At 64.7% G+C, this 14780-nt stretch carries 10 protein-coding genes and 1 riboswitch; of the genes, 1 reads left to right on the plus strand and 9 read right to left on the minus strand.

The window, feature by feature from the left end; all coding sequences use genetic code 11:
• Positions 1-147 precede the first annotated feature (147 nt).
• Positions 148-1677: an efflux transporter outer membrane subunit gene (locus DLM46_RS06835; protein WP_115100304.1), complete on the plus strand. Its 1530-nt coding sequence runs from the start codon at positions 148-150 to the stop codon at positions 1675-1677.
• On the opposite strand, the gene DLM46_RS06840 is transcribed toward DLM46_RS06835, so the two are convergent.
• The 9 genes from DLM46_RS06840 to DLM46_RS06880 all read right to left on the minus strand — a co-directional run bounded on the left by DLM46_RS06840 (position 1658) and on the right by DLM46_RS06880 (position 14775).
• Positions 1658-3247: a heavy metal sensor histidine kinase gene (locus tag DLM46_RS06840; protein ID WP_115100020.1), complete on the minus strand. Its 1590-nt coding sequence runs from the start codon at positions 3245-3247 to the stop codon at positions 1658-1660. The two genes, DLM46_RS06835 and DLM46_RS06840, sit on opposite strands and share 20 nt — an antisense overlap.
• On the minus strand, positions 3247-3924 hold the full coding sequence (locus DLM46_RS06845; protein WP_115100021.1) for a heavy metal response regulator transcription factor: 678 nt from the start codon (positions 3922-3924) through the stop codon (positions 3247-3249). The genes DLM46_RS06840 and DLM46_RS06845 overlap by 1 nt, the downstream gene beginning before the upstream one ends.
• A 676-nt stretch (positions 3925-4600) precedes the next feature.
• A complete protein-coding gene (locus tag DLM46_RS06850; RefSeq protein WP_115100022.1) occupies positions 4601-5515 on the minus strand; it encodes an ABC transporter ATP-binding protein in 915 nt (304 codons plus the stop codon).
• Between the two features lie 63 nt (positions 5516-5578).
• Entirely contained in the window at positions 5579-6550 is a 972-nt protein-coding gene (locus DLM46_RS06855) for an ABC transporter permease (RefSeq protein WP_115100023.1), read from the minus strand.
• A complete protein-coding gene (gene atzF, locus DLM46_RS06860; protein WP_115100024.1) occupies positions 6537-8030 on the minus strand; it encodes an allophanate hydrolase in 1494 nt (497 codons plus the stop codon). Before atzF ends, DLM46_RS06855 begins: the two co-directional genes overlap by 14 nt.
• Positions 8027-11626, minus strand: a complete 3600-nt coding sequence (uca, locus tag DLM46_RS06865; protein WP_115100025.1) for an urea carboxylase — start codon at positions 11624-11626, stop codon at positions 8027-8029. The genes atzF and uca overlap by 4 nt, the downstream gene beginning before the upstream one ends.
• Entirely contained in the window at positions 11623-12279 is a 657-nt protein-coding gene (locus DLM46_RS06870; RefSeq protein ID WP_115100026.1) for an urea amidolyase associated protein UAAP2, read from the minus strand. Before DLM46_RS06870 ends, uca begins: the two co-directional genes overlap by 4 nt.
• A gap of 11 nt (positions 12280-12290) precedes the next feature.
• Entirely contained in the window at positions 12291-13046 is a 756-nt protein-coding gene (locus tag DLM46_RS06875; protein ID WP_115100027.1) for an urea amidolyase associated protein UAAP1, read from the minus strand.
• 57 nt (positions 13047-13103) lie between these two features.
• A riboswitch (guanidine-I (ykkC/yxkD leader) is annotated at positions 13104-13239 on the minus strand.
• Positions 13240-13725: 486 nt separating this feature from the next.
• The gene (locus tag DLM46_RS06880) at positions 13726-14775 is read right to left on the minus strand and encodes an isopenicillin N synthase family dioxygenase (protein WP_115100028.1); all 1050 of its coding nucleotides are present in this window, start codon (positions 14773-14775) and stop codon (positions 13726-13728) included.
• Between the last annotated feature and the right edge of the window lie 5 nt (positions 14776-14780).

Raw genomic sequence — 14780 nt, forward strand, 5'->3', positions numbered from 1 at the left:
TCGGTGCGCCGTTTGTCGAGTCCGCGGCTGGGCGTGTGCTTGCTGCGGCGATCGAGCTTGCGACTTGGCCTAAGCATGCTGCCGCGATCGAGCTTGCACTTGGGCCTAAGCATGCTGCCGCGTTCAAGCTTCCGCTTGGGCCTGCGCATGCTGCCGCGATTGCACCTGCGTTGGCACCTGCTATCGCGCCGTGCGCTTGCCGTCACGCTGATCGGTGCATTGCTGGGCGCGTGCTCGACGCTGCCGCCTTACCAGCGGCCCAGCGCCGAGATCCCCGCGCAATACGCGGGCGCCGCACCCGGCTGGGCGCAGGCCGTGCCCGCCGACGCGGCGCCGCGCGGCCCCTGGTGGACCCTCTTCAACGACCCGGTGCTCAATCAGCTCGAGGCGCGTATCGACGTGTCGAATCAGACCGCGCGCAAAGCGGTCGCGCAGGTTCAGCAAGCACGTTCGATGGTCGATTACCAGCGCGCCGGATTCTTTCCGGTCATCACCGCCGGCGCCGCCCAGAATCGCTCAAGAACCTCGCAGAACCTCGTGGACCGTGCGCTCGCGGGCAAGACCATCCCCGACTATTCGGCCGGCGTGTCGGCGAGTTGGGAGCCCGATCTGTTCGGCCGCGTGCGCGACAGCGTGACGGGTGCGCAGGCCGACGCCCAGGCAAGTGAAGCGGATCTCGAAGCCGTGCGTCTGTCGATGAGCGCCGATCTGGCCGTCGACTATTTCGCGCTGCGCTCGCTCGATACGCAGAAGAAACTGCTCGACGACAGCGTGAACGCGTACGCCGCCGCGCTGAACCTGCTGCAGCAACAGCTGAAAAGCGGCGCGATCGACGCGTCCGCGGTGGCTCAAGCCACCACGCAACTCGAAGCGACGCGTACTCAGGACACGGACATCGACGTGACGCGCGCGCAAATGCAGCATGCGATCGCCACGCTGATCGGCGAGCCCGCCTCGACCTTCACACTGCCGCCGAACGGCTCGACGCCGACGGCGCCGCCGATTCCCATCGGACTGCCGTCGCAACTGCTCGAACGACGGCCGGACATCGCCGCCGCCGAACGGCGCGTGGCGTCGGCGAATGCGCAGATCGGCGTGGCGCACGCGGCGTTCTTCCCCGACCTGGTGCTGTCCGCGAGCGCGGGGCTGGAAAGCACGTTCTTCGCGCCGTGGCTGAGCGCGCCGAGTCTGTTCTGGTCGCTCGGATCGCAACTGGTCGGCACGCTGTTCGACGGCGGCCGCCGCACGGCCACCCTGCATGGCGCGACGGCCCAATACGACGGCACGGTCGCCGATTACCGGCAAACGGTGCTGGTGGCGTTCCAGCAGGTCGAAGACAATCTGTCCGCCTTGCATTCGCTCGCCGACGAAGCCGCCAGCCAGCAGCGCGCGACGACGGCCGCCGATCTCTCCTTGCGGCTGACGACCAACCGCTTCAACGCCGGCGCGGTCAGCTACCTCGACGTGGTGACCGCGCAGACCATCGCGTTGACGAACCAGCGCACCGCGGATCAGATTGCCGCGCGCCAGCTGGAGTCGAGCGTGTTGTTGCTGAAGGCGCTGGGCGGCACGTGGCAGGATCGGAGCGACAGCGCGGCAAAACCGACGGACGTTGCTGCCGCCGCCGCGGCGCCTGAAACACCTGCGGCACCCGCGGCTAAACCCGCCGGAACGTGAGGATGAAACGCGTGCTCCGCGCGTCGCTTTCGGCATGTACGGAGCCGCCGTGCAGTTCCATGATCGTGCGGACGATCGCGAGGCCGAGCCCGGTCGAACCCGTGGACCCTTGCGACAGGCCGGAAGACGGCAGCGAACTGCGCGACGGATCGATGCGGTAAAAGCGGTCGAAGATCCGTTCGAGATGCTCGCGGGCGATCGGTTGCCCCTGATTCGACACGGTGACGCGCACTTCGCCGCCGGACCCGGCGGCGTCGAGCACGATCTCGCCGCCTTGCGGCGTGTAGCGGATCGCGTTGGCTAGCAGATTGCTGACGGCGCGGCGAAACAGCTCCAGGTCCGCCGTCAGGCGCGCGGCGCCGGTGACGCGCAGGCTGACGTGCGCATCGTCGGCGATGCCTTCGAAGTATTCGGCGATGCGCGTTAGCTCCTGAGCGGCGTCGAATTCGCGCATGTGTTTGACGAACTGCGGATGTTCGGCGCGTGCGAGAAACAGCACGTTTTCGATCATGCGCGACAGACGGTCGCATTCCTCCAGATTCGACGCCAGCAGCGCCTCGTATTCGTCCGTGGAGCGAGGCCGGGCGAGCGCTACTTCGGCGGCGCCGCGCATGTTGGAAAGCGGCGTGCGCATATCGTGTGCGAGGTCGGCGGTGAAACGCGACAGACTTTGGAAGCCGTGGTCCACGCGTTCGAGCATCGCATTCAGCGACGCCACCAGTGCTTCGAGTTCATGCGGCACGCGCGCGACGGCGATCCGCGTATTCAGGCGATTGACCGTGACGTTGCTCGCACTCGCCGCGATCTCGCGCAACGGCCGCATGGCTGTGCGAATCAGCAGATAGCTCAGCAGCATCGCGAGAAGCACGCCGGCGGCGCCCGCTATTTGAAGCTTGTCGCGATAGCGATCCAGCAGCAGCCAGCGGTCGCTCATGTTGCGCGCCACCAGCAGGCTGGCCACTTCGCCGTCGCGCAAGCTCGCGTCCGCCAGAATGCCGCGGATCGGTGCGCCATTGCGGCCGCTCCAGTCCGCGATATCCGCCTCGGTGATCCGCGCTGAAGCGGGAATGCGCGTCAACCGCGGCAAGGCGGCAGTGGTCGCGACGCCGCTGGCTTCGCTTGACTCGCTGGCTTCGCTGGCCTCACTTGCCACGCTCGCTTCGCTGGCTTCATTGGGGTCGCCGGCCACGATTTCGTGTGTCTCGCTGGCCCCGCTAGTTGCGCTGGATGCGTTGGTTTCACTCGCGGCGAGCGGCGTGGCGAAGGTGTTGGCGAGGTTGTGTCCGAGCACCTGATGTCCGCCAGGACCGAAGACTTCCATCGACATGGCTGCATCGCCGAACACGGTGCTGGTCAGACGGTCGCCGTGTTCGAGAATGCCCTTTGACGTTTCGAGTTCCTGAGCAAGCCGTCGCGCGTGGCGGGCCGCGAGCACGATGTCGAGATCGTCCTGCGCCTTGATCTGGCGATCCAGCGCGAGATACAGAAAACTGCCGACCAGAGCGAAGACCGCGAGCGTGGTGGCGCCGAAAGCAAACGCGAGCGTCGCGGCAAGCGAACGGCGGCGCATCAACCGGCGTCCTTCAGTTCGAGCACATAGCCGACGCCGCGCACCGTATGGATCAGCTTGACGGGAAAGTTGTCGTCGATCTTGGTGCGCAGCCGGCGGATGGCGACTTCGACGACATTGGTGTCGCTATCGAAATTCATGTCCCAGACATAGGAAGCGATTTGCGTGCGGCTCAGCACTTCGCCCTGACGGCGCGCGAGCAATTGCAGCAGCGAGAACTCACGCGGCGTGAGATCGATGCGTATGCCACCGCGTTTGACACGCCGCCGGTTGACATCCATTTCCAGGTCGCCGACCTTGATCAGTTCGCTTTCGCGCGGCGGCCCACGGCGCGCGAGGGTGCGCACGCGCGCCAGCAATTCGACGAACGCGAAGGGTTTGACCAGATAGTCGTCCGCACCGAGTTCGAGACCGCGTACGCGGTCGTCGACGTCGTCGCGCGCGGTCAGGAACAGTACGGGGGTGGTGCGCGTGCTGCGCAGGGTTTTGACGATGGTCCAGCCGTCCATGCCGGGCAGCATCACGTCGAGCACGATCACGTCGTACTCTTCTTCCTGCGCGAGGAGGAGGCCTTGCGGGCCGTCGTTCGCTACGTCGACTGCGTAGCCGGATTCTTCCAGACCTTTCTTCAGATAGGCCGCTGTTTTCAGCTCGTCCTCGACGACCAGGATTCGCATGGGGGTGCTCCGGTAGGCATGACTTTTTGGTTTTTAGATCATACCGGGATGCGGTAGCGAGGGTGATTACGATTTGGTAATGTTTGTGGCCTTTGGCGGCGGCGTTTGTTTATCTGAGTGCCTACGGCGTTGGTCCTGGCTTGTTCATGTTTGCGGTGGCGTGATGCGCCCTGGCGCGTCAGACGAGGCGATCCCGGCTGGTACCGCGCCGCGCGTAGTACGCAAAGGCGGCGTCGCGGCCATCCAGATCTGCTCCCCGCCGAGGCGAAGCGACGGCTGGCGCCGCGCAAAACCGAAGCGGGCGATGTGGAATGGACCTTGCCGGCAAAACCGAAGCGGGCGGTGTGGGATGAACCTTACCGGCGAGCGCGCAGCGCGAGAAGGGGTGGATGACTGCCTTGTCACAGGCACTTATGGACCACGGTGTGGTCCGGCAGGTTTCCACTACCCGTGGTTGACCGGGGTGCCCGCTTAAGAATTAGCGGTTCTAGCTGCTTTCTTTTGCCTACTTTTCTTTGCGGCCGGCGCCCCGAAGGAAGTCCCCTTGGGGGACAAAGAAAAGTAGGTGCCCCCCCGCACAGGGGGAACGCTAATAGACCACAAAGAAATCAAGGAAAGACAGCGCCGCCAGCATACAGAAGAAGAAATCCCAACGCCGTAGGCAAAAAAACAACCCTCATTCAACATTATCCGTAACATCAGTCATCCGAACCATATGCGGCTTAACCCCATCATCCTCGTCGTCAGACACGACAACCGGAGGATGAATCAAAGCCTCCAACCGTGCCTTAGTGGCCACAAACTCAGCAGACAACACTTGAGAATAATCCCGCGGCCGGGGCACCGGCACCTCAATCAACTCCTGCACCTCGCCAGGATTCGCCTTCAGCACCAGAATACGATCAGCCAGAAAAATCGCCTCATCCAGATCGTGCGTGATAAACAGCACAGTCACATCGATATTGCGCCAGATATCGAGCAAATGCGTCTGCATCTTCGCCCGCGTCTGCGCATCGAGCGCGCCAAACGGCTCGTCCATCAGCAAGATACGCGGCCGGTTCGCGAGCGCGCGCGCAATCGCCACGCGCTGCTTCATCCCTCCGGACAATTGATGCGGATACGCGTTGGCGAACTTCGTCAATCCCACCAACTCCAGCCATTGCAGCGCCTCACGCTCGGCGTGCATAGTGCTGTGCCCGTTCATCTTCAGGCCGAACATGACGTTTTTCTTGACCGTCAGCCACGGAAACAACGTATAGCCCTGAAACACCATGCCGCGATCGGCGCCCGGTCCCTGCACCGGCTTGCCGTCGAGCAGCACGCTGCCGCTCGTCTGCATCTCGAGCCCCGCGAGAATGCGGATCAAGGTCGACTTGCCGCAGCCCGACGGCCCAATCACGCAGACGAACTCCCGCCGGTGAGTCTTGAAACTGATGCCGTCGAGCGCGGTGCATTCGCCTTGCGGCGTCTCGAAGCGCTTGCCCAGGTCGCGGACCTCGAGGATCACCTCGCGTGCCTTCAGGCGCTCAAAACGCTCGCGCACCGCGTCGGACTGCAGAAGGTATGACGGAACAGGTTGCGGATTTAACATGATCGAATCCTTTGAATACGGTGCAATAAGCCAGCGGGCACAAAGCGGGCACAAGCGTGCGCGCTACGCCTTCAGCGTGCGGTCCCACGGAAACAGCTTGCGGCCGGCAAACGCCAGCATGAGATCGGTGCCGAGCCCGATGATGCCGATCATCATGATGGCCGCGTACACGTTCTCGAAATGCTCATAGCGGGCCTGCTGGGTGATGTACCAGGTGATGCCCGAACTGGTGCCGACCAGTTCGGCCACGATCAGATAAGTCCACGCCCAGCCGAGCAGAATGCGCTGGTCACGGTACAGGTCCGGCAGGATGCCGGGAATCACCACATGCGTGAGCAGCTTGAGTTTCTTCGTGCCGAGCGTCATCGCCGCTTCGAACAGGCCGTATTCGAGCTTGCGCGTCGTGTTCGCGACAATCAGCACCTGCTGGAACAACGTGCCGATCACAATGATGGCGATCTTGGGCGCATCGTAAATGCCGAGTATCGCGACCATCAGCGCGCCGAACGCGGGCGCCGGCAAATAGCGGAAGAACTCGAAAAAAGGCTCCTGCAAGCGCGCAATCGCGCTGTAAGTGCCGCAGACAATGCCGATCGGCACGCCGACCACCGACGACACCACAAAGCCCCAGAAGATGATCTGGATGCTGTGCCACAGGCTCTGGTGCAGCCACACGCCGTCGCGCGAGGCAGGCGCTGTCGTGAACGCCGTATAGAACGCGCGCAACACCTCGTGCGGAGCAGGCAGATACACCGGATTGACCGGCTCGCCCGTCGGCAATGCCGCATGAGCGTCACGTGCATGAGCCAGCTCGTCGGCAAACACGTCCTTGTCGACCCGCATGCCGGGCTGGAAATAGTCAACGCTGCCCGGCCGCTCGATCCGCACCTGGGGGTGCCAGACGAACGGCACGTAGCTGACAATGCACCACACGAACAACGGCAGCAGGAACGAGCCGGCACCCAATAGCCACTTGCCTCGCAGGGACAACTCGCGACGCACCGCGAACCATTCGGTCCTGTTAATCACTGTCATGGGATTCTCCGAGGCATAGTTCGGTTGCGCTGGTTGCGGACGATCGAGCGGCATGCGCCGGCGTCTGATCCCGCGCCGCCTCGCCGAGCCAGGCGCGCGCCAGATCGAGCAGCGCGGCGTCCTGATGCGCGCGGCCAACGAACGTGATGCCGAACGGCAGCCCGGCATGCCGACCTCCCGCGCACACGCCCGCCGGCACGGCAAGCGCGGACAGATCGAGCAGATTGACAAAGTTCGTGTAGTAGCCGAAGCGCGAGTTGACGCGAATCGGGTCCGCCTCCAGTTCGTCGACGGTCGCGGTCGTCGCCGAGGTCGGCGTGACGATCGCATCGATCGTTTTCCAGACTTCACCGGCTTGCATGCGCAAGATGGCCAGCCGGTCGAAGGCGGCGAACGCATCCGCCGCGCTCCAGCGTGCCGCGCCGCCGATGATCTCGCGTATCACAGGATGCAACGCGTCCGGTTGCGCGTCGGCGAACTCGCGAATCGCGGCGAGCCGCTCCGCCACCCACGGTCCCTCGTACAACAGGCGTGCGGTCGCGAGGAACGGCTCGAAGTCGATTTCGATCAGCTCGGCGCCAGCTGAACGCAAGCGTGTCAGCGCGGCGTCGAAGGCCTTGGCGTATGAGGTATCGCCGAAGAATTCGAGCTGGCTCGCGCGTGGCACCCCGAAGCGCACGCCGCGCAGAGACGGCTGGGATTCCCGCGGCGCCGACTCGAGCGGCTGCTGCACAGGCCGCCATTCACGCGCATACGGATCGCCTTGCGCCACGCCGCGTGCTACGTCGAACACACGTTGCGCGTCGCCCGCCGAGCGCGCGAAGATCGACACGCAATCGAGCGACTTGCACGCCGGCACCACACCCAGCGTACTCAGCACGCCCTTGGTCGGCTTCAGTCCGAGCAGGCCGTGAAACGCGGCGGGCACGCGCCCCGAGCCGGCCGTGTCCGTGCCCAGCGAAAACGCCGCGAGACCGAGCGCAACCGTCACAGCCGAGCCGGAACTGGAGCCCCCCGACGCGTAACGCGGATCGAGCGCGTTGCGGCACGCGCCGTGCGGCGAGCGCTGCCCGGACAAACCGGTCGCGAACTGATCGAGGTTGGTCTTGCCGATCGGAATCGCGCCGGCCGCAATCAGCCGCTCGACCACCGCCGCGCTTTGCCTGGGCCGATACGCATACGCCGGGCAAGCGGCCGTGGTCGGCACGCCGGCCAGATCGATGTTGTCCTTGATCGCGAACGGAATGCCATAGAGAGGCAGCGTGTCCCTATCCACACCTTCGCGGCCTTCGAGCGCGTCGGCGTAGCGCATCATTTCGTCGCGGGTCAACGGGCGAATCCACGCATGGTGCGGGTCGTCTCCCGACGTGCGCGCGGCGATCGCTTCGACGAGTTGCGCCGGGGTGAGACTGCAGGCGCGGTAACGCGCCTGCAGCAACGGAATCGACATCGACTCGAATAGATCGTCGTGGTGTTTCATTTGCACGTCACCTCCTCTGTAGCGTCGGCCGCAACGCCTGCACGCATGACCATCAATCGCTGACCCGCGACGACCGCCGCGCCCGGCGCACAATCGATGGTTTCGATCACGCCGCCCTCGGTGGCGGCAACGGACACTTCCATCTTCATCGATTCGACGATCGCGACCACCTGTCCTGCGCTCACGCGCTCACCTTCGCTGACGAGCAGCTTCCACACGCTGCCCGACACATCGGCGACGATGCCGTGCTGGCCGGCCGCAAGCGCGTCTTCCGCTGTGGCGCCTACCGTCGAGCCCGCGTCGCTGCCGGGGTCGCCCGCGTACTCGGCTTGCCCCGCGGCATGCCAGCGCTCGCGCTCTGCGTCGAACGCCGCCTGCTGCGCGGTCTTGAACGCCGCAATCGACTCGGCCTCGTCTCGCAGGAAGCGGTTGTACGCGCCGAGGTCGAACATCGATTCCTCGATCTTCAGGCTCGCGCGGCCCGCGATGAAATCGGCGCGCAGCTCGGCAAGCTCCGCCTCGCTGACTTCGTAGAAGCGGATCTCGTCGAAAAAGCGCAGCAGCCACGGCTTGCCTGCTTCGAACTCACGTGTGGTGCGATAGCGGTTCCACATCTGCACGGTGCGGCCGACAAACTGATAGCCGCCCGGCCCTTCCATGCCGTACACGCACAGATACGCGCCGCCGATTCCCACCGCGTTCTCCGGCGTCCATGTGCGCGCCGGATTGTATTTGGTCGTGACGAGCCGGTGCCGCGGATCGAGCGGCGTTGCCACCGGCGCGCCGAGATAGACGTCGCCGAGGCCCATCACCAGATAGCGCGCATCGAACACGATGCGCTTCACGTCGTCGATGCTGTCGAGCCCGTTGATGCGGCGAATGAACTCGATATTGCTCGGGCACCACGGCGCGTCCGGCCGCACCGATTGCATGTAGCGCTCGATCGCGATACGCGTGGACGGGTCGTCCCACGACAGCGGCAAATGCACGATGCGGTTCGGCACGCGCATCGCGGCGACGGCGGGCAATTCGCGCTCGGCTTGCTGAAGATGCGCGAGCAAGGTGTCGCACGACAGGATGCGGTGATCGAAATGCACTTGCAGCGAGCGGATGCCCGGCGTCAGATCGACAATCCCCGGCAACCGGTGAGTATCGAGCCAGTTCATCAGCGCATGCACGCGAAAGCGCAGGTTCAGATCGAGTACGAGCGGGCCATATTCGACCAGCACGTTCTGGTCGCCCGAGCGGCGGTAGACCACGCCTGTGCCCTCGCCTGCCGCGGAATCGCGGTAGAGGATGCAATCGTGTTCGCCGGGCACGCGCTCCGGCGCGAGTGGCGTCTTCTGCGCACGCACCGGCTCGAAGCGCACCGTATCGCCTGGCCGCAGCTGTCCGAGCTTCCACAACTCGTCGCCCACGACGGTCACCGGACACACGAAACCGCCGAGGCTCGGACCGTCCGGGCCGAGGATCACCGGCATGTCGCCGGTGAAATCGACCGCACCGACCGCATACGCGTTGTCGTGAATATTCGACGGATGCAGCCCTGCTTCGCCTCCGTCCGTGCGGGCCCACTGCGGCTTCGGACCGATCAGGCGCACGCCCGTGCGGCTCGAGTTGTAGTGGACCGTCCAGCGCGTGCCGTACAGCATCGCGATGTCGTCCGGCGTGAAGAAATCCGGTGCACCGTGCGGACCGTCGAGCACGCCTAGCGTCCAGTCGTGCGTCAGCACCGGCACGCGGGCCGGATCGAGCTGCGCGCCCGCTGCGCCGCGGCCTGCATCGGCGGCAAGATGCAGTACGTCGCCCTTGCGTAATGCGCGCCCGGCGTGGCCGCCGAACTGGCCGAGCGTGAAAGTCGCCTTGCTGCCGAGGTAGTCCGGCACCTGCAAGCCGCCTTTGAGCGCGAGGCACGCACGCATGCCCGCGCCGGTCACGCCGCCGAGCTTCAGCACCGAACCGGCTGGCGCCCGCGTGACCCGCCACGGCACGACCGGTTCGCCGTCCAGGGTCGCGGCAAGCGGCGCGCCGCCGAGCACGAACAGCGTCGCCGTGTTCAGGCGCAGCGTCGCGCCGACCATCGCGCATTCGAGCCCCGCCGCCTCGGCCGGATTACCGAGCAGTTCGTTGGCGAGCCGGAACGACAGATCGTCCATCGGCCCCGACGGCGGCACGCCGATGTCCCAGTAGCCGGTGCGTCCCGGTGTCTGCTGCACGGTCGTCTGCACGCCGCCGTCGAGCACGTCGATGGTGTGCGGCGCGAACATGAAGCGCGACAAGAATGCGGTTGTCTGAGCGCCGCGTGCAAACGTGTCGGAGCCGGCGATCGCGCGCAGATAGTCGAGGTTCGTTTCGATCCCGTAGAGCTGCGTCTTGTCCAACGCGCTGCGCAGAGCGGCAAGCGCCGCATCGCGTGTTGCACCCTTGACGACGATCTTCGCGAGCAACGGATCGTAGAACGCGCTGACTTCGGTGCCGGCGTCGACCCACGTGTCGACCCGTGCATGGCCGGCAAACGCTACGTGTGTCAGCACACCGGCGCTGGGTTGGAACTGTTTATGCGGGTCTTCCGCATATAGACGCACCTGAATGCTCGCGCCGCTCTGTGCGGGTGCGAGCGCTTGGAGCGACGCGAGTTCGCCTTCAGCCTGGCGAATCATCCACTCGACCAGATCGATGCCGGTCACTTCTTCAGTCACGCAATGCTCGACCTGCAACCGCGTGTTCACTTCGAGGAAATAAAAGCGGCGCGTATCGGCATCGAATACGAACTCGACCGTTCCAGCGGATTCATATTTCACGGCTTGAGCCAGACGCACAGCGCTTGCGTGCAGCGCCGCGCGTTCCGCATCGGTCAAACCCGGCGCGGGCGTCTCCTCGATCACCTTCTGATTGCGCCGCTGCACCGAGCAATCGCGTTCGCCGAGCGCAAGCACGCCGCCACGGCCGTCGCCGAAGATCTGCACTTCGATGTGCCGCGCGTTCTCGACGAACTTCTCGAGGTAGACACCGGCGTTCGCAAAGTTCGCTTCACCGAGCCGCGCCACCGAGGCGAACACCGCCTGCAGCTGCGCCGCGTCGCGACACAGCGACATGCCGATGCCCCCGCCGCCCGCCGTGCTTTTCAGCATCACCGGATAGCCGATTGCGGCGGCTTCATGCAGCGCGGCGGCCACGTCGGGCAGCAAACCGGTGCCGGGCAGCAGCGCGACATCGTTGGCCTGCGCCAGCGCCCGTGCGGTGTGCTTGAGGCCGAATTCGCGCATCTGTGCGGGGCGCGGGCCGATGAAGCGAATGCCCGCGTCTTCGCAAGCCTGCGCGAAGGCGGCGTTTTCGGACAGGAACCCATAGCCGGGATGCACCGCGCTCGCGCCGGTCGCCCGCGCCGCGTCGAGTATCGCGGCGCTGTTCAGATAACTATCGGCTGCGACGGCCGGGCCGATGCAGACCGCTTCGTCGGCGAGCATCACATGCATCGCATGGCGATCGGCTTCCGAATAGACCGCGACCGATGCGATGCCGAGACGCTTGAGCGTGCGAATCACGCGGCAGGCGATTTCACCGCGATTGGCAATCAGGACTTTTTGGAATCTCATTGGGCATCCCAGATGGTCAGTCGCACAGGCGTCGGGTTGTAGCCGTTGCACGGATTGTTCAGCTGCGGACAGTTCGAGATCAGCACGGTCACGTCCATGTCGGCGCGCATCTCGACGTATTTGCCCGGCGCCGAAATGCCGTCCTCGAAGGTCAGCCTGCCGAGCGGCGTCACCGGCACGTTCATGAAAAAGTTGATGTTGCTGACAATGTCGCGCTTGGTCAGTTGCGTGCCCACGCCGCAGGTGCAATGCGTGATCGCATGCAGGAAACTGTCGCGGCAGCTATGCATGTGGCGCTTGTCGAGCGCATAGCGGACTGTGTTGCTCTCGGCCGCACAAGCGCCGCCGAGCGTGTCGTGCCGCCCGCAGGTGTCCGCCACGATGGTCAGCATCGGCTTGCCGAGGTTCGACATCAGCACGCTGCCGGCCGACAGGTACAGATTGCGTTGCGCGCGAATCGTGTCCTGTGCGCTGTAACGTTCGAGCGGGTCGGCGGTGTTGTAGAACAGCGTGTCGACGGCCTGGTTGCCTTCCAGATCGAGAACGCGGAAAAACTGTCCGCGCCGCACTTCGTGCAGCCACGGTTCGCCCGACGGCAGCGTGAGGTCGTAGACCGCATGACGGAGTTCGAGCTTGCTTTCGACGATAGGCATCGCGGGTCTCCTTAAACGAACAGACGATCGGTGTTGACGAAGCCGCGCTCATTCTCGGGACACGCTGCGCGGCAAGGATCGTCGGCCGGTACGGCGGCGTCGGTTGCATACGCGCGGTACGCGATCAGCTTGACGGGCTTCGGTTCGTATGCGGATGAAGGGTCGAACGGATGCGGTGCGCTCGAAAACGCGGCGAGCGTGTTCATTTCGAAGCGCAGATCGAACGCCGCACCGGCGGGCGAGTGATGCGGCACGAACGTGAGCGCGCCCTCCTCGTCAGAGGCGAGCTTGCTGAAGAAGTTGATGTTGGCCACCAGATCGCGCGTGCCGAGTCCGTGCTTCGCGAGTTCGAGCAGCAGGCTGTCGCGGCCGTTGCGAACCATCGCATTGCGCTCGTCCTGATAGCGTCTGACGCCGTACTGTCTCGCGAACAGCGCGGCGTCGCCCACGCCGCCGAGCGGATCGTGCCAGCCGAGCGTGTCGGCGGTGATCGACGCCATGACGCGGCCCATGTCCGAATAAAGGGCGTGGCCGCGCGTCAGATGCGCGGTGTGCTGCGCCTTGAGCGTATCGGCCATGTTGTAGCGTTCGAGGAGATCGTCGTGCCGGTAGAAGAGCGCGGCCAGATTCGCACCGCCTTCGAGATCGACGATGCGCAAAGCAATGCCACGGCGCAGCACGCCGGACCAGTGGGTGCCGGCAGGGATCACCGTTTCCCACAACACTTGCGGGATCGGTGCGAGATCGACTGGGGATTGGGTCGACATGGAGGCTCCAGGTATCGGTTGGGAAAAAGCATGAGAGGGCGATTGACCGACATCGCGACCTCCCGGGCTTTTATCCCTCCGTGGAGCCTCGCCGGCGCCTTGAAAGAAGGTGAACGGCAAGACCGGATTGCTCTCGGACCAGGCATCGTGCACGCGTTGAAGCGGTACGACCGGAACCCTAGCGATCCTGAAGATGATGCAAATTACTTCGCACCTCTCGCTGCGTGGTTAAGCGAGTTGTGTGCCAGCGTGATGCCGGGAAGGCTCAAACGCATCGCAGTCAAGGGATTGGATGCGCCTGGCGGTTCCGCGCGGCATCTGCCGGCGAGGTGTACGCGCACTCCGGCGCGGCACGTCCGCGCACCAGTTGAATGCTTCGGGCACCACAGTTGGGCTGAATACCTCGTACGTTTCACACTGCGTATGGGATGCGCGCGACGGCATGAAGGTTGCTTGATACGGCACTGCGCCGATCAAACGTGCCCATCCCACCATGTCCATGCTCGCCACTATTCGCCGCACGCTCTACGCACTGCTGTCGGTACGTTTCATCGAACTGCAAAAACAGCGGCGGCGCACGTAACCCGCGACGTGTGCCGCGCCGCTTTGGCAACGCTGCTCAGCAGCTTGCTTGCGTTGATGGCTCGTTGAATGCGGCATCAATCCCTCTCCGCTGTGCTCAAGCGGCCGAATAGCGCGCCTGTTGCCCGAAGCTGGCCAAAGCCTTTGAACCATCGGGCAGCGCCAGCTCGCCGCTTTCGAGCCGCTGTTTCAGATAAGTAAAGCTCTGCGCAGTCTGCGCGAACAGGTGATTGCCCGCGGATACAGGCGGGTATTTCGCCAGCGCCTCAGGCGTCGCGAATGGCGGCAGCGGCGCGACCACCGTATGGTAGTCACAGGCGAAGAAGAGCGGAAACGAGTAGCGCTCCTCCTTCACCTTGCGCACGCGATGTGAAGTCGCGACGTAAGTGCCGCCCGTCCAGACCTCCAGCATGTCGCCGATGTTCACGACAAACGCGTTGTCGATCGGCGGCGCATCGATCCATTCGCCCTTGCCGTTCATCACTTCGAGGCCGGGCGCCGTCGGCAGCAGGATCGTGAAGCACTCGTAATCCGTATGTGCGCCGATGCCGGGCCGGTCTTCCGCGGAAGGGTCGACGGGATAGTGGACGAGCCGCAACTGGCTCGGCGGCTTTTGCAGGTAGGTGTCGAAATGCGCTTCCGGCAGGCCTAGCGCGAGTGCGAAGCCATGCAACAACGTGCGGCCGAGCGCGAAGGCCGCGTCGTAATAGCCGCTGACTGCGTCGCGAAACCCCGGCTGATCCGGCCACAGGTTCGGTCCGAGCATCGGCGTGCCGGCCTTCACGTCGGGATCGTCGGGCGGCAGTTCGCGGCCTGTGTCGAACGCTTCCTTCCTGTCGCGCTTGCCGCCCGCGAACACTTCCTCGCCTTCGGGCACGTAGCCGCGATGCGCGGTCGATTGGCCGATGTAGTAGCGCATTTTCCAATCGTCGGGCGCGGCAAAAAACCGTTTTGCGTGTTCGACGAGCGCGGCCTGCTGCTCGCGCGCAATCTGATGGCCGGTGACGTAGAAGAAGCCCGCATCGCGCGCCGCGCGATCGAGTTCGAGTGCGGTGGCAAGACGCCGGTCTTCGTTATCGCTGAAGAGGCCGCTGACGTCGACGATGGGCAGGCGGTCGAAACCGGTGTGGGTGCGGATTTGGCTCATGAGCG

The organism is Paraburkholderia lacunae, from assembly GCF_003353175.1.
GTDB classification, from domain to species: Bacteria; Pseudomonadota; Gammaproteobacteria; order Burkholderiales; family Burkholderiaceae; genus Paraburkholderia; species Paraburkholderia lacunae.